Origin of the sequence: Pseudomonas sp. N040 (assembly GCF_015637705.1) — a bacterium.
GTDB lineage: Bacteria > Pseudomonadota > Gammaproteobacteria > Pseudomonadales > Pseudomonadaceae > Aquipseudomonas.
On sequence record NZ_JADOBE010000002.1, the window covers coordinates 318,357 to 341,005 of the forward strand.

A 22,649-nucleotide genomic window follows, 5' to 3' on the forward strand; every position below is an offset into this window, starting at 1 on the left:
AAAAGAAAGGGGCATATCCCGCAGGAGATGCCCCTTTCTTTGGTATTGGTGCACTCAGGAGGATTCGAACCTCCGACCGCCCGGTTCGTAGCCGGGTACTCTATCCAGCTGAGCTATGAGTGCAAAAGGTGGTTTTAAACCAGGTCACCACTGGCTGAAGCAAATGATCCGGAAAACCCGGATCACTCGAAAATGGTGCACTCAGGAGGATTCGAACCTCCGACCGCCCGGTTCGTAGCCGGGTACTCTATCCAGCTGAGCTATGAGTGCAGCAACGCGCATTTCCAACCGGATTTCCAGACACTCATTTCACCAGACATCCGCGAATTGATCTGCCGGAAAACCTTGCACCCTCAGAGGATGCAAATGGCGGAGAGGGGGGGATTCGAACCCCCGACACCCTTTTGAGGTGTACTCCCTTAGCAGGGGAGCGCCTTCGGCCACTCGGCCACCTCTCCGCAACACGGGGCGCATAATACCCATGTTTGCCCTGCTTGGAAAGCCAAAAATCAGAGATAAATTAGTGGCTTGGTTCCGGATCTTTCTCTTTCTGAATGCGCTGGTAAATCTCTTCGCGGTGCACTGCAACATCCTTGGGCGCGTTAACGCCTATGCGCACCTGATTGCCCTTCACACCCAGCACTGTGATGGTGACGTCATCGCCTACCATCAGGGTCTCTCCGACCCTGCGAGTCAGAATTAGCATTCCTTAATCCCTCATTTTTTCAATTCAATGTACCTGCAACCACGAATAAGACGACCGAGAACAGCACTTGTCCAGCGGAGAACCCTTACCTCGAGTTTCAACAATGCAATCAAATGCAGCAGATAGCATCATCATGCGAAAACCGGACAAAGCAAAGCATTAAAGAAGCCGCGTTCATTCACCCTGGCGGGCAGGTGCATCCAGTTCGAAAGCCGTGTGCAACGCACGCACAGCCAGTTCCAGATATTTCTCCTCGATCACCACGGAAACCTTTATTTCCGAGGTCGAGATCATCTGGATATTGATATTTTCCTTGGCCAGCGCTTCAAACATCCGGCTGGCGACACCGGCGTGAGAGCGCATGCCAACGCCGACGATCGACACCTTGGCAATCTTGACATCGCCGCCAGCCTCGCGAGCACCAATACTGGCCGCTGTTGCCTGGAGGATTTCCAGTGCGCTGGCGTAATCATTGCGGTGCACGGTGAAAGTGAAATCCGTGGTGTTATCGTGGGAAACGTTCTGCACGATCATGTCCACTTCGATATTCGCCGCGCTGATCGGGCCGAGAATCTTGAACGCCACACCGGGAGTATCCGGCACCCCGCGAATGGTCAGCTTGGCCTCGTCACGGTTAAAGGCGATACCGGAAATGATTGGCTGTTCCATGGATTCCTCCTCATCAAGGGTAATGAGGGTGCCCGGCCCCTCCTGGAAGCTGTGCAGCACGCGCAGCGGGACATTGTATTTGCCGGCGAACTCCACCGAACGAATCTGCAGCACCTTGGAACCCAGGCTGGCCATTTCCAGCATTTCCTCAAAGGTGATCTTTTCCAGACGCTGCGCCTGCGGAACAACCCGCGGATCGGTGGTGTAGACGCCATCCACATCGGTATAGATCTGGCATTCGTCGGCCTTCAGCGCGGCCGCCAGAGCAACCCCCGTGGTATCCGAGCCGCCCCGACCAAGGGTGGTGATGTTGCCCTGCTCATCCACGCCCTGGAAGCCGGCCACCACCACAACGCGACCCGCCTTGAGGTCGGCACGCAGTTTCTGGTCATCAATGTGCAGGATGCGCGCCTTGGTATGCGCACTGTCGGTAAGAATGCGCACCTGGTTGCCGGTATAGGACACGGCCGGCACACCCAGCTTGATCAGGGCCATGGCCAGCAGGGCAATGGTCACCTGCTCGCCGGTGGAGACCATGACATCCAGCTCGCGGCCCACCGGCTGGCCGTCGCTGACTTGCCTGGCCAGCTCGATCAGGCGATTGGTTTCGCCACTCATGGCGGAAACCACGACAACGATGTCATCACCGTTCTCGCGGAATTTCTTCACCTTCGCCGCCACCTGCTGGATACGCTCGACGGTACCGACCGACGTGCCACCAAATTTCTGTACGATCAAAGCCATATCAAAGCCGCCTGATTCCTCGAAGGGCGCCCATTAGACCCACATCGGGTCCCGCTGCCAAGGTCTGCCGGACGCACTACCGACCCTGGGTTCTATCGGATTACAGGCCGCTTTCGGCAAAACCGGCCGCCAGGGCCAGCGCTTGATCCAGCTGGCTGGCGTCAGTACCACCGCCCTGCGCCATATCCGGACGCCCGCCTCCCTTGCCGCCCACAGCCGCAGCGACCTGACGCATCAGGTCACCGGCCTTGAGCTTGCCCGTCAGGTCCTGGGTCACGCCGGCAACCAGCACAACCTTGTCGTCCTGCACGCCGCCGAGCAGGATCACCGCGCTGCCAAGCTTGTTCTTCAACTGGTCGACCATGGCCAGCAGCGCCTTGCCATCCAGGCCATCAAGACGCGAAGCCAGCACCTTGATGCCTTTGACCTCGACAGCCGCACCGGCCAGATCGTTGCCCGCAGCACTGGCCGCCTTGGCCTTGAGCTGCTCGAGCTCCCTTTCCAGCTGCCGGTTGCGCTCGATCAGGCCAGACAGCTTGTCCAGCACGTTATCGCGACTGCCCTTGACCAGGGCGGCAGCTTCTTTCAGTTGCTCTTCCGCACCATTCAGCCAGGCCAAGGCCGCGGCCCCGGTAACCCCCTCGATACGCCGTACACCGGCGGCCACGCCGCCTTCGCTGGTGATCTTGAACAGACCGATGTCCCCGGTACGCGACACGTGGGTACCGCCACACAACTCGACGGAGAAATCACCCATGCTCAGTACGCGCACCTCATCGCCATACTTTTCGCCGAACAGCGCCATGGCGCCCTTCCGCTTGGCGGTTTCGATATCGGTTTCCTCGGTCTCGACGACCAGGTTCTTGCGAATCTCGGCATTGACCAGCTCTTCCAGGGCTTTCAACTGGGCCGGTGCAATCGCCTCGAAGTGGCTGAAGTCAAAACGCAGGCGCTGGCTGTCAACCAGCGAGCCTTTCTGTTGCACGTGCTCGCCGAGGATCTGGCGCAATGCGGCGTGCAGCAAGTGGGTCGCCGAGTGGTTCAGCGCAGTGGCCTGGCGTACGGACGCGTCGACTGCGGCCTGCAACTCGGCACCGACCCTGATCGCGCCCCGGGTGACAACGCCATGATGCAGGAAGGCACCACCGGCCTTGCTGGTGTCACGCACATCAACGCGCACGCCGGCGGCGCTGAGGTAACCGCTATCGCCGACCTGGCCACCGGACTCGGCATAGAACGGCGTGCGATCGAGCACAATCACGCCCTCCTCACCCTCATTCAGGCTGCCCACCGCCTCACCGGCCCGGAACAGGGCGACCACCTTCCCTTCACCGCAAGTGCTCGTGTAACCGGTGAAAAGCGTGTCCACATCCACCTTGATCAGGCTGTTGTAGTCCAGGCCGAAGTTGCTGGCAGAGCGCGCCCGCTCGCGCTGGGCCTCCATTTCGCGTTCGAAGCCCGCCTCGTCCAGCGTCAGCTCGCGCTCACGGGCGATATCGCCGGTCAGGTCCACCGGAAAACCGAAGGTGTCGTACAACTTGAACACCACATCGCCAGGAATGACGCTGCCCTGCAACTCGGCCAGATCCTGCTCGAGGATCCGCAAGCCCTGCTCCAGAGTCTTGGCGAACTGTTCTTCCTCGGTCTTCAGTACCCGTTCGATATGCGCCTGCTGCTGCACCAGCTCGGGAAAGGCAGCACCCATTTCCGCCACCAGCGCTGCAACAATCTGGTAGAAGAAACTGCCCCTGGCGCCCAGCTTGTTACCGTGACGACAGGCACGCCGGATGATCCGGCGCAGCACATAGCCACGCCCTTCATTGGACGGAGTCACGCCATCGGCGATCAGGAAGCCGCAGGAGCGGATATGGTCGGCCACCACCTTCAGCGATGCCTGCCCCTGGTTTTCGCAGCCGATGGCCTTGGCCGCGGCATTCAGCAGGCTCTGGAACAGATCGATCTCGTAGTTCGAGTTGACGTGCTGCAGCACTGCACTGATCCGCTCAAGGCCCATCCCCGTGTCCACGCTCGGCGCCGGCAGCGGGTGCAGCACGCCGTCCGCGGTGCGATTGAACTGCATGAACACGTTGTTCCAGATCTCGATGTAGCGATCGCCATCTTCCTCTGGCGAACCCGGCGGGCCGCCCCAGATATGCTCGCCGTGGTCGAAGAAGATCTCGGTGCACGGACCACAGGGGCCGGTATCGCCCATCGCCCAGAAATTATCCGAAGCGTAAGGCGCGCCCTTGTTGTCACCGATGCGAATCATGCGCTCAGCGGGAACACCGACTTCCTTATTCCATATCTCATACGCTTCGTCGTCGGTTGCGTAGACGGTGACCCAAAGCTTTTCCCGGGGCAGGTTCAGCCACTTGTCCGAGGTCAGGAATTCCCACGCGTAGTGGATGGCTTCGCGCTTGAAATAATCGCCGAAGCTGAAGTTGCCCAGCATCTCGAAAAACGTGTGATGCCGCGCGGTGTAGCCAACGTTTTCCAGGTCATTGTGCTTGCCACCGGCACGCACGCACTTCTGGCTGGAAGTGGCACGGGTGTAGGCGCGCTTTTCCAGGCCAAGGAAGCAGTCCTTGAACTGGTTCATCCCGGCGTTAGTGAACAGCAGGGTCGGATCGTTCGCCGGGATCAGCGAACTGGAAGCGACACGGGTATGCCCCTTTTCTTCGAAGAAGCGGAGGAAGGCTTCGCGGATTTCAGCACTTTTCATGGAGTCTTCTCGGAGTTCAAACGATCGCGGATCGCCGGCAAAGGGCCGCATTATATAGGCCTCGGGAAATCCTTGTAATGCTTTCTATGTGCGCTCTGTGCAGCTCGCCCGCGGCACCTTTCCAGGCCTCATCCAGGCAGCCGCATAGCGCAGGTATTCCGTGCTCACTCAACGCCTTGCAGCAAAAGCTGAACCAGCAAGTCACACTTAGACCTGCTGCCGAGAAAAACCGGCCGAATCACTCGCCGCGGCCAGGGCGGACAGCTATAATCCGGCGCCGTCATAAGCCCCAGCCGCGAACCAATCCGCTGGCGGATTATTGCCCCCGTCTCTTCTCCTATCGAGTTATTGCACCATGAGTCTGTTCTCTGCTGTCGAAATGGCTCCGCGCGACCCCATCCTGGGGCTGAATGAAGCGTTCAATGCCGACACTCGCGCGCACAAGGTCAACCTTGGCGTGGGCGTCTACTACAACGAACAGGGCCGCATTCCACTGCTGCATGCAGTCGCCGTCGCCGAGAAAGCCCGCGCAGAAGCGCAGACGCCGCGCAGTTATCTGCCTATCGAGGGCATCGCCAGCTACGATCAGGCAGTACAGAAACTCCTGTTCGGCGCTGACTCCGCCCTGCTGGCCGAAGGCCGGGTAGTCACCACGCAGTCGCTCGGTGGCACCGGTGCGCTTAAGGTTGGCGCTGACTTCCTCAAGCGTCTGCTGCCCGATGCAGTGGTTGCGATCAGCGACCCCAGCTGGGAAAACCACCGTGCACTGTTCGAGTCAGCCGGGTTTCCGGTACAGAATTACCGCTACTACGATGCACCGTCGCACGGCATCAACCGTGCCGGCCTGCTGGAAGACCTGAAAAGCCTCCCCGCCCAATCCATCGTCGTGCTGCATGCCTGCTGCCACAACCCGACAGGCGTGGATCTCGATGCCAACGACTGGCAAGCGGTGCTCGATGTCATTCGCGAGCGCGAGCATGTTCCATTCCTCGATATCGCCTACCAGGGATTTGGCGACGGGATCGAGGAGGATGCTGCTGCGGTCAGGCTGTTTGCCGAGTCCGGCCTGAGTTTCTTCGTTTCCAGTTCGTTCTCCAAGTCCTTCGGACTGTATGGCGAGCGTGTTGGTGCGCTGTCGATCGTCACCGAATCCCGGGAAGTCGCCACCCGCGTGCTTTCCCAGGTCAAGCGCGTGATCCGCACCAACTATTCCAACCCGCCCACCCACGGTGCCAGCGTGGTCGGGGCCATACTGGCCAGCGCGGAACTGAAAGCCATGTGGGAGCAGGAATTGGGGCAAATGCGCGAGCGTATTCGCAACATGCGCCTGGCCTTTGTCGCCAGACTGGCCGAGAAAGGTGCCACTCGGGACTTCAGCTTCGTGACCCGCCAGCGCGGCATGTTTTCCTATTCCGGACTGAACGCCGAACAGGTTGAGCGACTGAAGAACGAGTTCGGAATCTATGCCGTCGGCACCGGCCGCATCTGCGTAGCCGCCCTGAACGAGAACAATCTGGATGCGGTTACCCAGGCCATAGTCGAGGTAGTCTGAACCTGCACAGCAGGATGGACTGCCTGACATGAGCATCCGCGGGAAAGCGGGCTAAAATTCATTCAGGCAATCTTGACTTCTTTTTCCCGATCATTAGGATGCGCATCGAAATTCCGCGATAGCTCAGTCGGTAGAGCAAATGACTGTTAATCATTGGGTCCCTGGTTCGAGTCCAGGTCGCGGAGCCAGACTGAAAGCCCTCGGTGCGAACCGGGGGCTTTTGCTTTGCCCAGGACTCTCACCAGGGACTGCGTCCCAGGTTATTCGGCCTGCGGCCTCACCCTGCGGGCCGCGCTGAAGCGCGTTCAGCTGACGCTGTCGAGTCCAGGTCGCGGAGCCAGACTGAAAGCCCTCGGTGCGAACCGGGGGCTTTTTCTTTGGTTATGTACGCGTTATGGGTTGAAGACCCGCTTGTCGTAGGGTGGGCTTCAGCCCACCGCAACGGGTGCAAGACATTGGTGGGCTAAAGCCCACCCTACGCGGGAAAAAGCACGTTCAACCACTAACGCAGACATTGCTTTTTCTTTGCACGGGATTCCTACCGCTGCGGCCGCCCAAAATAAAACTGGCTGCCACACGGCAGCCAGCTTCCTACACTTGCACGATACTCAGTTGATGCTTAGCCGGTCGCGATTCTTGTCCAGCGTGGCCGCTCCGATCCCCTTGACCTCCAGCAACTCATCCACCGAACTGAACGGGCCATTGGCCGCCCGGTATTCAACGATCGCCTTGGCCTTGACCGCGCCCACGCCAATCAACTCGCGTTCCAGCGTGGCCTCATCGGCCGTATTCAGATTGACCACACCGGCCTGGGCGGCAGCCGGTGCTTGTGCCGGCTGCACCGACTCGGTGCTGGCAGCTTGCGCGGCGCTGCCAGTCGCAGCAGTGGCTGCAACAGAAACACCCGACAGAAGGGAACAAAGCAGGTAAGCGAATGCGAATTTACGCATGATCAACACTCCATGTTATTGAGGACGCACGTTATTCCATGACCGTGCAGATTCCAAAATAGCCGGAGTTTCGAGACTGTCAAACTGGTCCGGGAAAAAGGAGTTTCTCGGTACGCCTGTTGCGCAACCCTCCCCTTTTGCTATCCAGGAAAGAGTGCCGCTTCCCGATCTTTCTGATTGATGACCAGGGGTTCCATTTCCGGCCACTTGATCGCCAGTGTCGGATCGTTCCAGCGCATTGCTGCCTCGCAATCCTTGGCATAGTAATCGGTGGTTTTGTAAAGAAAATGCGTGTTGTCTTCCAGGGCCAGGAATCCATGGGCAAAACCTTCCGGCACCCACAACATCTTCTGATTGCGACTGTTCAGCTCCAGACCAACCCACTGACCATAAGTCGCCGATTCCTTGCGGATATCCACCGCCACATCAAAGGCAGCCCCCTGGATAACGCGCACCAGCTTACCCTGGGCATGCGGCGGTAACTGGTAGTGCAGGCCGCGCAGTACGCCCTTTTTCGAACAGGAGTGATTGTCTTGCACGAATGGACGAGGAACGGGCAAGCCGAGGTTTTGCAATCCTGCATGGAACCGTTGCTCGTTGAAGCTTTCCATAAACCAGCCGCGATCATCTTCGAACACTTGCGGTTCGATGATTACCACATCAGGAATAGTGGTTTGTATCAGCTTCATACCATCGTCCCCTTGAGTAATCCCAGCAGGTACTGGCCATAGCCAGTCTTCTTCAGCCGCTCGGCCTGCTCCTTGACCTGCGCCGCACTGAGCCAGCCATTGTGGTAGGCGATCTCTTCCAGGCAAGCGACCTTGAGGCCCTGCCGCTGCTCGATGGTATGCACAAAATGGCTGGCTTCGAGCAAGGACTCGTGAGTGCCGGTATCCAGCCAGGCGAAGCCACGCCCGAGCATTTCCACATTGAGGTTTTGCTCTTCCAGATAGACGCGGTTGACGTCGGTGATTTCCAGTTCGCCACGCTCGGAGGGTTTGATGCCTTTGGCGATTGCAACCACACGATTATCGTAGAAGTACAGCCCGGTGACGGCGTAGTTCGACTTTGGCCTGGCCGGTTTCTCTTCGATGCTGATTGCCCGCCCGCTGGCATCGAACTCGACCACGCCGAAACGCTCGGGGTCCGACACATGGTAGCCAAACACCGTGGCCCCCTGCTCACGGGCATTGGCGGCCTTGAGATTGGCGGAAAAATTCTGGCCGTAGAAGATGTTGTCACCGAGGATCAGGCAGCAGTTATCCTCGCCAATGAACTCTTCGCCGATGATGAAGGCTTGCGCCAGGCCATCCGGCGAGGGCTGCTCGGCATAACTCAGCCGGATGCCGAACTGGCTGCCATCCCCCAGCAGCTTCTGGAAGTTGGGCAGGTCTTCCGGCGTTGAAATCACCAGAATCTCTTGAATGCCGGCCAGCATCAGCACGGACAGCGGGTAATAGATCATCGGCTTGTCGTAGATCGGCAGCAGCTGCTTGGACACGCCAAGAGTGATCGGGTGCAGCCGGGTGCCGGAACCGCCGGCGAGGATGATGCCTTTGCGCTTCATTCAGTTTCCTTGCAGTTCATTGAGCATGCGTACCACGCCCGCCTGCCAGTCGGGCAGCTGCAGGTCGAATGCACCACACAGTTTATGGCAATCGAGCCGCGAGTTCAGCGGACGCGGGGCCGGGGTTGGGTAATCGCTGCTTGGGATCGCGGCAATGGCCCTGACCGCCAGTTCCCGGCCAGCCTGCCGGGCCTGGTCGATGACGAAGGCCGCATAGCCGTGCCAGGAAACCTCGCCGGCCGCCGCCAGATGATAGAGACCGGCAGCTTGCGGATTGCCCCGCGCCGTGCGCAGGGCGTGCGCGGTGACATCGGCGATCAGCTCGGCACCGGTAGGCGCGCCGAACTGGTCGGCGATCACGCTTAACTGCTCGCGCTCGGTCGCCAGGCGCAACATGGTCTTGGCAAAGTTGCCACCGCGCGCAGCATAGACCCAGCTGGTGCGAAAAATCAGGTGCTGGCAGCCGCTCTGCGCAATGGCCTGCTCGCCGTGCAGCTTGCTCAGGCCATAGTGATTGAGCGGTGCGGGCTGGTCGGTTTCCCGCCACGGCTGGTTGCCGCTGCCATCGAAGACATAGTCGGTAGAGTAATGCACCAGCCAGCCACCGCATTGCTGCATTTCCTCAGCCATTACCCGCGGGGCCCCGGCGTTGACCTGCTCCGCCAGTTCCGGCTGGCTTTGCGCCTTGTCCACGGCTGTGTAGGCGGCGGCATTGACGATGACGTCCGGCTGGACACTGCGAATGGTCTGGCGCAAGCGCTCGAGATCGGCCAGGTCCCCGCACAGGCCCGCCGCACCCTGGCGATCCAGTGCAACCAATTCCCCAAGCGGCGCCAGCGCCCGCTGCAATTCCCAGCCGACCTGGCCGTTCTTGCCCAGCAGGAGAATTTTCATGGCTTCGCACTGCGCCCGGCATAGTGCTTGTCCAGCCACTGCTGGTAGGCACCACTCTTGACGTGAGCGACCCAGTCGGGATTGTCCAGATACCACTCGACCGTCTTGCGGATGCCCGACTCGAAGGTCTCCTGCGGCACCCAGCCCAGCTCGCGCTGGATCTTCGAGGCATCGATCGCGTAGCGCAGGTCGTGGCCCGGGCGATCCTGCACGTGGGTGATCTGCACCCGGTAGGAGTTACCGTCAGCCCGCGGGCGCAGTTCATCCAGCAGGTCGCACAGCGTGTGCACCACCTGGATATTCTGTTTTTCGTTGTGCCCGCCGATGTTGTAGGTCTCGCCGACCGCCCCCTCGGTGACCACCCGGTACAGCGCGCGGGCATGATCCTCCACATACAGCCAGTCACGCACCTGATCGCCCTTGCCATAGACCGGCAAAGGCTTGCCCTCCAGCGCATTGAGAATCACCAGCGGGATCAGCTTTTCCGGGAAATGGCAGGGACCGTAGTTGTTCGAACAGTTGGTGACCAGCGTCGGCAGGCCATAGGTGCGCAGCCAGGCCCGCACCAGGTGGTCGGAGCTTGCCTTGCTGGCCGAATACGGTGAACTGGGCGCATAGGGCGTGGTCTCGGTGAACAGCTCTTCCGGACCATGCAGGTCGCCATACACCTCGTCGGTGGAGATATGGTGGAAGCGAAACGCTGATTTGCGGCCATCATCCAGCCCAAGCCAATACTGGCGGGCCGCCTCCAGCAAGGTATAGGTACCAACGATATTGGTCTCGATGAACGCCGCCGGACCATCGATCGAGCGATCGACATGGGATTCGGCCGCCAGGTGCATGATCCGGTCCGGCTGATGCTGGGCAAATACCCGGTCCAGCTCCGGACGATTACAGATGTCCACATGTTCGAAGGCATAGCGCTGGCTATCACTTACACCCGCCAGCGACTCCAGGTTACCGGCGTAGGTCAGCTTGTCCAGATTGACCACGCTGTCGGCGGTATTGCCGATGATGTGACGAACAACGGCCGAGCCGATAAAGCCGGCGCCGCCAGTAACTAGAATTTTCATCCCGAAGTCCTGCTTACCCTGGGTACTGAATTGAACACCACCGCGGTGCTACTCCGCTGCCGGTAGCTTGCGCTTGAACGGCGCCAGACCATCGGCGCTGATCAGCTTGGAGGGTTGTTTGCGCTTGGCCGCAGTCTTGGCCGAAGGCTTCTTGGTAGCGCCCTTCTGCTCGGCAGTCTTTTTCTTCTTGACCCCGACCGCCTTGCCGGAAGCCTTCAGATTCTTCGGCCCCTGATAGGTGCCCTTGAGTTCCTTGATCACCCGGCGCTCGAAGCGCTGCTTGAGGTAGCGCTCGACACTCGACATCAGGCTCCAGTCGGTATGGCAGATCAGCGAAATCGCCAGGCCGTCACCCCCGGCACGACCGGTGCGGCCGATACGGTGCACGTACTCGTCACCGGAACGCGGCATGTCGAAGTTGATCACCAGATCCAGGCCGTCCACATCCAGCCCGCGCGCCGCGACGTCGGTAGCCACCAGCACCCGGCTACCGCCAGTACGGAAACGTTCAATTGCAATCTTGCGGTCTTTCTGATCCTTGTCGCCGTGCAGCACGAAGGCTTTTACTTCCGCAGCCACCAGACGCCCGTAAAGACGGTCAGCCTGGGTGCGCGTATTGGTGAAGATAATGGCTTTCTGGAAGGTTTCATTGGCCAGCAACCACTGCACCAGGCGTTCTTTGTGCGTCAGGTCGTCAGCCGTAATGATCTGCTGACGTGTGCCCTCACTGAGGTCACTCACTGCATTCAACTTGAGGTGCAATGGATTGCGCAAGACCTTGCCAACCACCTCGCGCAGGCCGTTGCCGCCACTGGTGGCGGAGAACAGCAGGGTCTGCTGGCGGTTGACGCACTCCGCGGTGAGCCGCTCGATGTCCTCGGCGAAGCCCATGTCCAGCATGCGGTCGGCCTCATCCAGCACCAGCAACTCGACTTCCTTGAGGTTCAGCGTAGCGGCATTCAGGTGCTCGATCAGCCGCCCCGGCGTGCCGATCAGCACATCCGGAACCTTGCGCAGCATGGCACCCTGGACCTTGAAGTCCTCACCACCGGTAATCAGCCCGGACTTGATGAAGGTGAACTGAGCGAAACGCTCCACCTCGCGCAGGGTCTGCTGGGCCAGTTCGCGGGTCGGCAGCAGGATCAGTGCACGGATGCGCACACGCTGCTGAGATGCGCCATCGCCGAGCAGGCGATTGAGCATTGGCAGCACAAAGGCCGCCGTCTTGCCGCTACCGGTCTGCGCGGTGACCCGCAGGTCACGGCCTTCCAGCGCCGGTGGAATGGCTGCCAGCTGCACGGGAGTCGGCTCGGTAAAGTTCTGCTCGGCCACGGCCTTGAGCAGACGTTCGTGCAGGGCGAATTGGGAAAACACGGGGATACCTCGATGAAAATCAGCAAATCAGGTGCATAGGTTACCGTCTGCCGGCCCGAACTGCCGAATTTCTTGTACGCGCTCGCCTGATCCGGCAGAAGCCCCAGGAGCATTTCTTCATTGATCCATGACAGGAAAACCCTCCCTGGAGGCTTGCACAATCAGACGAGAACGCCACAAGGATTCTCCATGCCCCCAGTCATCAATAATCGCGGCGAACTGCTGGATTACCTGAAGCATCGTCGCCCGCTGACCGACTGCAATCAAAGCCTGGGCATGCTCCTGCTGGAAAGCGGGGATATCAGCCTCGAGCAGTTGCAGCAGGCCCTGACCCATCAGCACAGCCACCCTAGCCGGGCGCGGCTGGGCCAGACCCTGATCGAGCTCGGCATGCTCAGCCGCGAACGCTTGAGCCAGACGCTGGCCGAGCAACTGGGCATTCCGCACATCAGCCTGGAGCAGTTTGACCTGGACCCTGCCTGCACCCGGCTCTTGCCGGAAAGCCTTGCCCGGCATTACCAGGTCGTGAGCCTGTTGCTGGATGGCGAGCGCCTGGTGGTGGCCACCACCGACCCGACCGATCAGGACCTGCAACACCTGCTCGGCTTTGCCACCGGCAAGACCATTGAACTGGTGCAGGCCCGGGCCAGCGAAATCGAGCAGGCCATCAATCGCACCTTTGCCAACTCCACCGTGGAGGACTTGCCGGAGAACGAAACAGGCGAAGTTCCGCTCAGCGTGGACGAGATGAAGCTGCTGGCCGAAGACCGACCAACGGTGCGTTTCGTCGACAACCTGCTGGAGGAGGCCATCAGCCGGCGCGCTTCGGATATCCACCTGCGTCCCGGCGAGCATGACGTCAGCGTACTGTTGCGCGTCGACGGCCGGCTGCAGGAACTCCGCCGGATCAAGCGCGGCCATCTGTCTGCCATTGTCAGCCGGATCAAGATCATCGGTGGCATGAATATCGCTGAACACCGCCTGCCGCAGGATGGCCGGCACATGGTGCGCACCGCCGAACGCAGCATTGACCTGCGCCTGTCGATCATGCCGACCGTCCACGGCGAGAGCGTGGTGATCCGCGTGCTCGACACCAGCCAGAGCCTCAAGGGCCTCGACCAGATCGGCTTCAATGCGCAAGACGTGGCGCGCTTCCGCAACCTGATCAGCCACAACCAGGGCATCATCCTGGTCACCGGCCCTACCGGCTCCGGCAAGAGCACCACGCTGTATGCCGCACTGAACAGCATCAAGGCGACCGGGGTGAACATCATCACCGTGGAAGACCCGGTGGAGTACCAGATCGACGGCATCCGCCAGATCCAGGTCAAGCCGCAAATCGGCTACACCTTCGCCCGCGCCCTGCGCCACATCCTGCGGCATGACCCGGACGTGATCATGGTCGGCGAGGTGCGCGACCAGGAAACCGCGCTGATGGCCACCGAAAGCGCCCTCACCGGCCACCTGGTGCTGAGCACCCTGCACACCAACAGCGCGGCCACCACCGTGACCCGCCTGCTGGAGATCGGCATCGCGCCCTACCTGCTCAACGCCAGCCTGCTCGGCGTGCTTGCCCAGCGCCTGGTGCGACGCAACTGCCCGCACTGCCTGAAGCAGGAGCTGGTTCCCGGGCACGTTCGCCAAGCCCTTGGGCTGACTGCCGATGAGCGTTTCTATGTCGGCAGCGGCTGTTCGCGGTGCCATGGCAGTGGCGTGGTCGGGCGCGTGGCCGCCTACGAATTATTGGAAGTCACCCCGGCACTGCGGGTGCTGATCGAACCCTCGGTTTCAGCGCAAAAGATCGAGCAGCAAGCCATCGCCGACGGAATGCGCCCATTAACGCAAAGTGCCCTGCAACTTGCGCGGGAAACAACGGTCTCATTGGCTGAGGTATATCGCGTACGGCTGGAGTAAAGTTACTGCTGTAGGCAACCCTGCAAACCCAAGGAGAATTTACATGCCCAGATTTCCCATCGCCCTGCTTACCGCAGTTTTTCTGATCGGCGGCCAGAGTGCCCTGGCTGACGCGAACAAGCAGAAGAACACCAGCGGCCAAGGCCAAGGCGGCCAGCAGCAGAGCAAAGGCAAAAGCGGCGGCCAATCGCAGAAAGGCAACCAGCAAGGCGGCAGCTATGACCAGGATGACGACGACTACTCCGGCAGCCAGAACAAAGGCAAGCACAAGAATGGCAACTACGAGCAGGACTACGACGAAGACTATTCGGAGATCCAGCGTGCCTACCGGGAAAACAAGGGCAAGGGCGTTGGCAATCAAGGTCTGCCGCCCGGTATCAGCAAGAACCTCCAGCGCGGCAAGCCGCTGCCACCGGGGATTGCCAAGCGCTTCAACTCCGACATCGAACGCCAGCTGCCCTACTACCCTGGTCGTGAATGGCGGCAAGTCGGCACTGATGCCGTACTGATCGACAGCTCGACCCAGGTGGTCCAGGAAGTGATGCGCGGCGTCCTGCAATAACAGGCCGTTGAAAAATGTAGGCTGGCCCGCAGGGCGAGCGTAGCGAGTCAAGCAGGCGAGAAAGCGCAGTTTACAAGTGGTAAATGAGCATTTCGAGCCTGTTTTCAACGCCCCCTTTCTTTAATCAAGAGGGGCAACGCAGGTAGTTTTTCAGCGGCCTGATAATCCGGCAAGCCGCACCCCCTGAGCGCTCGCTCTCCAGCGGCCGCTCAGAGGTGCCCGCGTTTGACGTAGACCAGGCAGCCGCCCGCGGAAAATGGCGTATGGCTGGAGCCGCGCGGGCTGCGTATCCAGGTGCCTGCCGGGTAATCACCATGTTCGTCCTGGAACACCCCTTCGAGCACCAGGATCTCCTCACCGCCGACCGGCCGGTGCGCCCCGAAATGCGTCCCCGGAGCCCAGCGCTCCAGCGCCGTATGGACTGTGCCCACGCTGTCCAGCGGCAACACCTGCAACCCCTCGACCTGGCCCGGCAACCATGCGGCGGCGCGCGTATCGACTACGCAGGTCTGGGTATCGGCAGCACTCAGATGGCAAAGCTTGACGAACAGCAGACAGCCATGCGGACTGCAGGGCGCATGCCGGCTACCCGGCGGATTCTTCAGCCAGGTTCCCGCCGGGTAGCTGCCGTGCTCGTCGGCGAATGTGCCCTCCAGCACCAGAATTTCTTCGCCCTGCGGGTGCGCATGCGCCGTGAAGGATGACCCGGCGGCGTAGCGCACTATCGAGGTTGCCCGCCCGCTTTCGGCTGCCAGGCGTTCCAGCGGTCGCCGCTCGACCCCCGGCAAAGGCGATGGCTGCCAGGGCACCGCATGGCTATCGATGACCACTCGCTGTTGCATGTCCGGATTGATCTGCATGGCCTGCCCCTCCGTTACAGCCCTTGTCGAGCCTGCTTGCGCAGCAGGCGCCCGCTGTCGAAGCCGGTCAGCAGTACCGCCAGCCAGATCGGCGCGTAGGTCCAGAGCTGGCCGAGGCTGAAGGCCTCGCCGAGAAACACCACCGCCACGGCAAACAGCAGCACCGGCTCGACGTAGCTGAGAATGCCGAACAGGCCCATCGGCAACAAGCGGCTGGCAGCCATCATCGCGCCAAATGCCAGCGCACTGAGCACCCCCAGGCCGGGTAAGAGCAGCCACAACTGCGGTGCCTGGACAAACAGATCGGGCGGCCCGAAGCGGGCAATCAGCCAGATGGCCAGCGGCGCCATCCACAGCACTTCAAAGGTGAACCCGGACAGCGCATCCACGCGCATCCAGCGGCGCAACATGAAGTATGGCGGGTAGCCCAGCGCGGCAACCAGCGTCACCCAGGAAAACGCCCGGGTCAGCCACAGCTCATGAACAACCCCGACCAGCGCACAGCCGACCGCCAGCAGCTGCAGCGGCCGCAAGCGCTCGCCATAGAACACCCGGCCGACCAGCACCATGGCCAGCGGCAAGAGGAAATACCCCAGGGACAGATCGAGCACCCTGCCGTTCAGCGGCGCCCAGACAAACAGCGCCCACTGCACGCCGACCAGTGCCGCCGAAAGCGCAAAGGCCAGCACCAGCAGTGGCTCGCGAGCGAGGCGGCGTAGTGTGTCGAGCAAAACCGTGGTTTGCCCGGCGAGCAGCACCAGCAGCAGCACCGCAGGGATCGACCAGAGCACGCGCTGGGCAAACACCTGCACGCCATCCAGCGGCGCCAGCCATTGCACATAGCCGGGAAACAGGACGAACAGCACGGAAGCGCCGATCGACAGGGCCACCCCGCGGCCGGAAAGCTTCATGGCTGCATGATTCCTGCTTGCTTCACGTGAACGCTCATCCCGTGCAAAAAGTCGGCGAGCCTAGCTGCCAGTTCACCCGTTGGCCAGCAAAAGCTCAAACCGGCGGTGCTGCAATGCGCCAGTGTACGACGAGAGCCATGCGCTGCAGCGGAAAAACAGCGGGTATGTGACGAACTGCCATGAACACGCCGCTAGCGGCTTTTCCCGCAGTGGCTGCCTTTACTGGGGCATGGCCCGGCTTTGCACTGCCCCCTTGCGAGAAGCATAAAAAAGGGCGACCAAAGTCGCCCTAAAACCAACCACGCAATGAACAGGTGAAAATCATTTGCCCTTGGGCTTGTGCGCATCCTTCCAGATAAACGTACCGAAACCCGCCACGAACACCACGCACAGGCCAACAATCAAAATGCCGGAAATAACCACTTCATCAAAAAACATGGGGGCCTCCTTAGGGCGGGGCAATGAACTTGGACTCAGTAGGCCACAGGCCGGAGGGAAAAAATTGACTCTGGTCAATTACCCGCCACGGGCCTGGCCGGGGCACATGGATTGCTTGATCCAGATCAAGCAAAACCGCCTCAGCGCTTCTTCGGCTTGCCCTTGCCTTTGCTCTTTTTCGCCTTGCCCAGCGGCAACGCCTGCTCGAACGCCTTGCGCATCTCGTCCAGGCGCTTGTCGTGCAGGTCGTGGATGCGCTTGTCGCGCTCGCTGCCGAAGTCGATCAGCTTGTCGTCGTTGTGCATGCTATCCAGCGAAAAGTCAGGTTGATCCGCGGCTCGCAGGGGCGCCGGGTTTTCGCCACCTGATGCTGCCAATGATGCTGTGTCCGGCCGCGCATGACCAGTAGCGAGCCATGTTCGAGGTTCAGCGAATGTTCGATGCGCCCCCGGCCCTTGCGCCGCAGGTCGAACCGCCGTACGCCACCGAGGCTGAGCGAGGCAATCAGCGGCTCCGGCCCCAGCTCGGCCTCGTCATCGCTGTGCCAGCCCATGGAGTCCTGGCCGTCGCGGTACAGATTGAGCAGCACCGCATTCAACGGCGCGCCCACCTGCGCCGCGACCCGCTGGCGAATGCCGGCCAGCAGTGCGGTCCATGGCAGGGGTTGATGCTGCAGGCCGGAATAGCCGTAGCTGGCCTGTGGATCGCCATACCAGGCGGTCCGCCGCGGCACCGGATAATCGCGCCCGTGCAGGCGCACCAGTGGCTGCTCCCAGGGCGTTTCCGCCAACAGTGTCTGCAACCACTGATCGGCGATCACCGCCGGCTGCCAGTGCGGCAGGTAGGTGAGATCAGCGTCCGCCAGTTGCAGCGGCAGGTCATCGAACAGTGGCATGCTTGATCCCGCCGGCACAGCGCCGGCATTTGTTAAAGAGGGCAATTTGCCGCGGCCAAGTCTGATACCTGAATCCGTCGGACTACACTGCAAAAGCGCGTTCATCGGGCCGCCGTCGTCGCCCCGGACGCGACGTTCCGTTACCATAGCCGGCTTTTTTGCCAGCTGGAGACACGCATGACGCAAGAATACCAACCGGGACAACGCTGGATCAGTGACAGCGAAGCCGAGCTTGGCCTGGGCACCATCCTGCTGACCGAAGGACGGCTGCTCACGGTGCTCTACCCGGCGACCGGCGAGACCCGCCAGTATGCATTGCGCAATGCCCCCCTGACCCGCGTGCGCTTTGCGCCGGGCGACGAGATTACCCATTTCGAAGGCTGGAAGCTGACCGTGCAGACGGTTGAGGATGTCGATGGCCTGTTGATCTATCAGGGTTTCAACGCACAGCACGAACCCTGCGTGATGCCGGAAACCCAATTGTCCAACTTCATCCAGTTCCGTCTGGCCAGCGACCGCCTGTTTGCCGGGCAGATCGACCCCCTCAACTGGTTCACCCTGCGTTACCACAGCCTCGAACACCTCAGCCGCCAGCAGCAGTCGACACTCTGGGGACTCGGCGGCGCGCGCGCACAACCGATTGCTCACCAGTTGCACATTGCCCGCGAAGTGGCGGATCGCATCGCCCCGCGCGTACTGCTCGCCGATGAAGTGGGTCTGGGCAAGACCATCGAGGCCGGCCTGGTGATCCATCGCCAGTTGCTCAACGGCCGTGCCAGCCGGGTGCTGATTCTGGTGCCGGAAAACCTGCAGCATCAGTGGCTGGTGGAAATGCGTCGGCGCTTCAACCTGCAGGTAGCACTGTTCGATGCCGAACGCTTCGCCGAGAGCGATGCCGGCAACCCGTTTGAAGACTGTCAGCTGGCACTGGTATCTCTGGACTGGCTGAAGCGCCATGAGCGCGCCCAGCAGGCCGCGCTGGAGGCGGGCTGGGATCTGCTGGTGGTCGATGAAGCACACCATCTGGTCTGGCATCCGGAAATGGCCAGTCCCGAATACCGCCTGGTCGAGCAACTGGCCGGACAAATTCCGGGCGTCCTGCTGCTCACCGCCACCCCCGAGCAGCTGGGGCTGGACAGTCACTTTGCGCGGCTGCGCCTGCTTGATCCGAGCCGTTTCCATGACCTGCAAGCCTTCCGCGCCGAAAGCGCCAACTACAAGCCGGTCGCCGAAGCGGTGCAGGAACTGCTCGATCACGGCAAGTTGAGCAAGGGCGCACGCAAGGCCATTGAAGGCTTCCTCGGCAGCGAAGGCCAGCAACTGCTGGACAGCATCGACGCTGGCGATGACGCCGCCCGCGCCCGTCTGGTGCGTGAACTGCTCGACCGGCACGGTACCGGCCGCCTGCTGTTCCGCAACACCCGTGCTGCCGTGCGCGGCTTTCCCGAGCGCGAACTGCATGCCTATCCGCTGGACAACCCCGACCAGTATCAGTTGCTGCCACCCGGCGAGCACGCTGACCTGTACCCCGAAGTCAGCTTCCAGGCCAGCCAGGACACTGGCGGCGAGCACTGGTGCCGCTTCGATCCACGGGTTGACTGGCTGATCGACACACTGAAGATGCTCAAGCGCTTCAAGGTACTGGTGATCTGTGCCCACGCGGAAACCGCGCTGGATCTGGAAGACGCCCTGCGCTTGCGCTCAGGCATTCCGGCATCGGTCTTCCATGAAGGCATGAGCATTCTCGAACGCGACCGCGCAGCAGCCTATTTTGCTGACGAAGAGTTCGGCGCGCAGGTGCTGATCTGTTCGGAAATCGGCAGCGAAGGCCGCAACTTCCAGTTCGCCCATCATCTGGTGCTGTTCGATCTTCCGGCCCATCCGGACCTGCTGGAACAGCGCATCGGCCGCCTCGACCGCATTGGCCAGAAGCACAAGATTCAGCTGCATGTGCCGTATCTGGAAGACAGTGCACAAGCACGCCTGTTCCAGTGGTATCACCAGGCGCTGAACGCCTTCCTCTCGACCTGCCCTACCGGCAATGCCTTGCAGCACCAGTTCGGCCCGCGCCTGTTGCCACTGCTGGAAGACTGCCAGCCAGCCGACTGGCAAGCGCTGATCAGCGAAGCCCAGGCCGAGCGCGAGCGCCTTGAAGGCGAGCTGCACAGTGGCCGCGACCGCCTGCTGGAGCTCAACTCCGGTGGTGCCGGCGAAGGTGAAGCGCTGGTTGCCGAGATTCTCGAACAGGACGACCAGTTTGCCCTGCCGCTGTATATGGAAGAGTTGTTCGACGCCTTCGGCATCGACAGCGAAGACCATTCGGAAAACGCGCTGGTACTCAAGCCGGGCGAGAAGATGCTGGATGCCGGCTTCCCGCTGGGCGATGACGAAGGCGTGACCATCACCTACGAACGCGAACAGGCGCTGGTGCGCGAGGACATGCAGTTCCTCACCTGGGAGCACCCGATGGTGCAGGGCGGCATGGATCTGGTGCTGTCCGGCTCGATGGGCAACACCGCGCTGGCGATGATCAAGAACAAGGCGCTGAAACCCGGCACCGTGTTGCTCGAACTGCTGTATGTCAGCGAAGTGGTCGCGCCACGCGCCCTGCAGCTGGGCCGTTTCCTGCCACCGCTGGCGCTGCGCTGCCTGCTCGACGGCAATGGCAACGATCTGGCCGCCAAGGTGTCCTTCAACACCCTCAACGACCAGCTGGAAAGCGTGCCGCGCGCCAGTGCCAGCAAGTTCGTCCAGGCTCAGCGCGAAGCCCTGACCAGGCAGATCAATGCCGCCGAAGGGAAAATTGCGCCGCGCCACACTGATCGCGTCGAGCAAGCACGTCAGCGCCTGATCGCCGAACTGGATGAAGAACTGGCACGCATGAGCGCCCTGCAGAAGATCAACCCGAGTGTGCGCGACAGTGAAATCAACGCCCTGCGCCAGCAGCGCGAAGACGGCCTGGCCTTCCTCGACAAGGCCGGCCTGCGCCTGGAAGCCATTCGGGTGCTGGTGGCCGGCTAGGCCTTCACTCACCCTCACCCGGTGGAAACGGCTTCGCCGTTTTCCACCCTACCCGGGGGCTGGATTGTGTAGGGTGGACAACGCGAAGCTTGTCCACCAAGACCTCGCTGGCTGCCGGGCATCTCGGCCCGGATCAGCTGCGCAAGTGATGCCACTGCTCCAGCCAACCCAGATGATCCGCGCCGGACGGCCGGTATTCAGCACCCAGCCAACCCTGATAGTCGCTGTCGGCCAATGCCCGCAGCGCGACGCCGAAATCCAGCTGGCCAGTGCCCGGTTCTCCACGGCCGGGGCAGTCGGCAAATTGCACATGGCCGATTTTCCCGGCTAGTTGAGTAATCACCTGTGGCAAATCCAGCCCTTGCCGGGCCATGTGATACAGATCCAGTTGCAGCGCCAGATTGGGGTGATCCACTGCTGCCAGCAGATCCAGCATCTGCGCTGGCGTATTGAGCAGGAAGCCGGGCATATCCAGTGGGTTGATCGCCTCACACAACACACCGATACCCAGCGTGTTGAAGGCCTGTGCCGTGCGGCGCAGGTTGTCGGTCAGACACATCCAGGCCTGCGCCTGAGTTACCCCGGGCACCAGCCTGCCGGCCAGCACATTGACGTAGCGCGGACGCGTCATTGCTGCATAGGTCAGTGCCTCGTCCAGCGCCAGATCGAATGCGGCCTGTTGCTGCGGAACGCAGGCCAGCCCTGCCCCACCGCTCATCAAGTCGCCTGCCGGCAGGTTGATCAACAGCAGCGGCAAGCCTGCACGCTGCAGGGCTTCCTCAAGTTGAATGGCGGGCACTGCGTAAGGGAACTGGATTTCCACCCCGTCGAAACCGGCCACCCGCGCCGCCCGCACCCGCTCCAGCAGGGGCATTTCGCCGAACAGCAGCGACAGGTTGGCGGCGATCTTCATTCGCGCGGCTCGAACAGCTCGATCAGGGTCGACGGGTCTTTTTCCAGCGCGCCCTGCTGCCCGTGCAGGCGCATCAGTTGCGCCGCCAGGCCGCTCATCGGCGTGGCCGTGCCGCTGCTGCGCGACAGCCGGACCGCACCATCGAGGTCCTTGAGCAGCGTGCGCACATGCCACTTGACCGGTTCAAAGCGGCGCTCGGCCATCTGCGGCGCGAGAATCTGCAAGGGTTTCGAGTCGGCAAAACCACCGGCCAGCGCATCCGCCAGCAGGCGCGCATCGACCCCGGAACGCTCGGCCAGGGCCACCGCCTCGGCAATCACCAGCGCATTGCAGGCAACGATCATCTGGTTGCACAGCTTGCTCACCTGCCCGGCCCCGACGGCGCCCATGTGGGTGACGCGCTGGCCCAGATGAGCCAGCAACGGGCGCAGGCGCTCGACATCCTCGAAAGCCCCGCCGGCCATGATCGCCAGGCTGCCGGCTGCAGCGCCCTGCACCCCGCCGGACACCGGCGCATCGACCCAGCGCATGCCACAGCGGGCTTCCAGCTCAGCGGCCATCTCGCGCGTGCGTTGCGGGTCCAGGCTGGAAAAATCGACCAGCAGCTGGCCCGGACGGCCATTGGCGGCCAGCCCATCGGGGCCGAATACCACCTCTGCCACGGCCTTCGTATCGGCCAGGCACAGCATGACGACTTCAGCCGCCGCGCAGAGCTCCCCTGGCGTACCTACCCGCCAGGCGCCCTGCTCCAGCAGCGGCAGGCACTTGTCCGCGGAGCGATTCCACACGGTCAGGGGAAAGCCGGCCGCCAGCAGGCGCCGGCACATCGGCAAGCCCATCAGGCCAAGCCCGGCAAACGCCAGCGACGGATAGGACTCGAGCAT

At 61.6% G+C, this 22,649-nt stretch carries 20 protein-coding genes and 4 tRNA genes; 5 read left to right on the forward strand and 19 right to left on the reverse strand.

What is annotated here, in order from left to right; all coding sequences use genetic code 11:
• Positions 1–46: 46 nt before the first annotated feature.
• The 6 genes from ISX93_RS04325 to alaS all read right to left on the reverse strand — a co-directional run bounded on the left by ISX93_RS04325 (position 47) and on the right by alaS (position 4,841).
• Positions 47–123: transfer RNA gene (locus ISX93_RS04325), tRNA-Arg, on the reverse strand.
• Between the two features lie 70 nt (positions 124–193).
• A tRNA-Arg gene (locus tag ISX93_RS04330) sits at positions 194–270 on the reverse strand.
• A gap of 97 nt (positions 271–367) precedes the next feature.
• Positions 368–458, reverse strand: a tRNA-Ser gene (locus tag ISX93_RS04335).
• Between the two features lie 62 nt (positions 459–520).
• Complete coding sequence (gene csrA, locus ISX93_RS04340; RefSeq protein ID WP_195777479.1) at positions 521–706, reverse strand: carbon storage regulator CsrA; 186 nt, start codon at positions 704–706, stop codon at positions 521–523.
• Positions 707–880: 174 nt separating this feature from the next.
• Complete coding sequence (locus tag ISX93_RS04345) at positions 881–2,119, reverse strand: aspartate kinase (protein WP_195777480.1); 1,239 nt, start codon at positions 2,117–2,119, stop codon at positions 881–883.
• Positions 2,120–2,219: 100 nt separating this feature from the next.
• The gene (gene alaS, locus ISX93_RS04350; RefSeq protein ID WP_195777481.1) at positions 2,220–4,841 is read right to left on the reverse strand and encodes an alanine--tRNA ligase; all 2,622 of its coding nucleotides are present in this window, start codon (positions 4,839–4,841) and stop codon (positions 2,220–2,222) included.
• A 355-nt stretch (positions 4,842–5,196) separates the two neighbouring features.
• Here alaS and ISX93_RS04355 point away from each other — a divergent pair, with 355 nt between their 5' ends.
• On the forward strand, positions 5,197–6,393 hold the full coding sequence (locus tag ISX93_RS04355; RefSeq protein ID WP_195777482.1) for an amino acid aminotransferase: 1,197 nt from the start codon (positions 5,197–5,199) through the stop codon (positions 6,391–6,393).
• 112 nt (positions 6,394–6,505) lie between these two features.
• A tRNA-Asn gene (locus tag ISX93_RS04360) sits at positions 6,506–6,581 on the forward strand.
• Between the two features lie 420 nt (positions 6,582–7,001).
• Here ISX93_RS04360 and ISX93_RS04365 read toward each other — a convergent pair.
• The 6 genes from ISX93_RS04365 to ISX93_RS04390 all read right to left on the reverse strand — a co-directional run bounded on the left by ISX93_RS04365 (position 7,002) and on the right by ISX93_RS04390 (position 12,251).
• On the reverse strand, positions 7,002–7,343 hold the full coding sequence (locus ISX93_RS04365; RefSeq protein WP_195777483.1) for a ComEA family DNA-binding protein: 342 nt from the start codon (positions 7,341–7,343) through the stop codon (positions 7,002–7,004).
• Positions 7,344–7,483: 140 nt separating this feature from the next.
• Positions 7,484–8,032 carry a dTDP-4-dehydrorhamnose 3,5-epimerase gene (gene rfbC, locus ISX93_RS04370; RefSeq protein WP_195777484.1) on the reverse strand — a complete coding sequence of 183 codons (549 nt, stop codon included), beginning with the start codon at positions 8,030–8,032 and terminating at the stop codon, positions 7,484–7,486.
• Positions 8,029–8,910 (reverse strand): glucose-1-phosphate thymidylyltransferase RfbA, encoded by an 882-nt coding sequence (gene rfbA / locus ISX93_RS04375; RefSeq protein WP_195777485.1) that lies wholly within the window; start codon positions 8,908–8,910, stop codon positions 8,029–8,031. Before rfbA ends, rfbC begins: the two co-directional genes overlap by 4 nt.
• Complete coding sequence (gene rfbD, locus ISX93_RS04380) at positions 8,911–9,804, reverse strand: dTDP-4-dehydrorhamnose reductase (protein ID WP_195777486.1); 894 nt, start codon at positions 9,802–9,804, stop codon at positions 8,911–8,913.
• Complete coding sequence (gene rfbB / locus ISX93_RS04385) at positions 9,801–10,877, reverse strand: dTDP-glucose 4,6-dehydratase (RefSeq protein ID WP_195777487.1); 1,077 nt, start codon at positions 10,875–10,877, stop codon at positions 9,801–9,803. The genes rfbD and rfbB overlap by 4 nt, the downstream gene beginning before the upstream one ends.
• Positions 10,878–10,925: 48 nt before the next feature.
• Positions 10,926–12,251, reverse strand: coding sequence for a DEAD/DEAH box helicase (locus ISX93_RS04390; protein ID WP_195777488.1), 1,326 nt, complete (start codon positions 12,249–12,251; stop codon positions 10,926–10,928).
• 189 nt (positions 12,252–12,440) lie between these two features.
• Between ISX93_RS04390 and ISX93_RS04395 the strand changes: the two genes are divergently transcribed.
• Positions 12,441–14,165, forward strand: a complete 1,725-nt coding sequence (locus tag ISX93_RS04395; RefSeq protein ID WP_195777489.1) for a GspE/PulE family protein — start codon at positions 12,441–12,443, stop codon at positions 14,163–14,165.
• A gap of 43 nt (positions 14,166–14,208) precedes the next feature.
• A complete protein-coding gene (locus tag ISX93_RS04400; protein WP_195777490.1) occupies positions 14,209–14,727 on the forward strand; it encodes an anti-virulence regulator CigR family protein in 519 nt (172 codons plus the stop codon).
• A gap of 209 nt (positions 14,728–14,936) precedes the next feature.
• Here ISX93_RS04400 and ISX93_RS04405 read toward each other — a convergent pair whose 3' ends face one another.
• The 5 genes from ISX93_RS04405 to ISX93_RS04420 form a co-directional block, all read right to left on the reverse strand.
• Positions 14,937–15,587 (reverse strand): cupin domain-containing protein, encoded by a 651-nt coding sequence (locus ISX93_RS04405; protein WP_195777491.1) that lies wholly within the window; start codon positions 15,585–15,587, stop codon positions 14,937–14,939.
• Positions 15,588–15,601: 14 nt separating this feature from the next.
• On the reverse strand, positions 15,602–16,498 hold the full coding sequence (gene rarD / locus ISX93_RS04410; protein ID WP_195777492.1) for an EamA family transporter RarD: 897 nt from the start codon (positions 16,496–16,498) through the stop codon (positions 15,602–15,604).
• A gap of 321 nt (positions 16,499–16,819) precedes the next feature.
• Positions 16,820–16,936, reverse strand: a complete 117-nt coding sequence (ccoM, locus tag ISX93_RS17290; RefSeq protein ID WP_308705300.1) for a cytochrome c oxidase subunit CcoM — start codon at positions 16,934–16,936, stop codon at positions 16,820–16,822.
• Positions 16,937–17,076: 140 nt separating this feature from the next.
• Positions 17,077–17,241: a hypothetical protein gene (locus ISX93_RS04415; RefSeq protein ID WP_195777493.1), complete on the reverse strand. Its 165-nt coding sequence runs from the start codon at positions 17,239–17,241 to the stop codon at positions 17,077–17,079.
• Positions 17,220–17,831, reverse strand: a complete 612-nt coding sequence (locus ISX93_RS04420; RefSeq protein ID WP_195777494.1) for an alpha-ketoglutarate-dependent dioxygenase AlkB family protein — start codon at positions 17,829–17,831, stop codon at positions 17,220–17,222. The genes ISX93_RS04415 and ISX93_RS04420 overlap by 22 nt, the downstream gene beginning before the upstream one ends.
• Positions 17,832–18,008: 177 nt before the next feature.
• Between ISX93_RS04420 and rapA the strand changes: the two genes are divergently transcribed.
• Positions 18,009–20,852 (forward strand): RNA polymerase-associated protein RapA, encoded by a 2,844-nt coding sequence (gene rapA, locus ISX93_RS04425; protein WP_195777495.1) that lies wholly within the window; start codon positions 18,009–18,011, stop codon positions 20,850–20,852.
• Positions 20,853–20,985: 133 nt separating this feature from the next.
• Here the strand turns inward: rapA and ISX93_RS04430 are convergent, their stop codons facing one another.
• Both ISX93_RS04430 and ISX93_RS04435 read right to left on the reverse strand, forming a co-directional pair.
• Positions 20,986–21,765 (reverse strand): hydroxypyruvate isomerase family protein, encoded by a 780-nt coding sequence (locus ISX93_RS04430; protein ID WP_195777496.1) that lies wholly within the window; start codon positions 21,763–21,765, stop codon positions 20,986–20,988.
• On the reverse strand, positions 21,762–22,649 hold the full coding sequence (locus ISX93_RS04435; protein ID WP_195777497.1) for an NAD(P)-dependent oxidoreductase: 888 nt from the start codon (positions 22,647–22,649) through the stop codon (positions 21,762–21,764). Before ISX93_RS04435 ends, ISX93_RS04430 begins: the two co-directional genes overlap by 4 nt.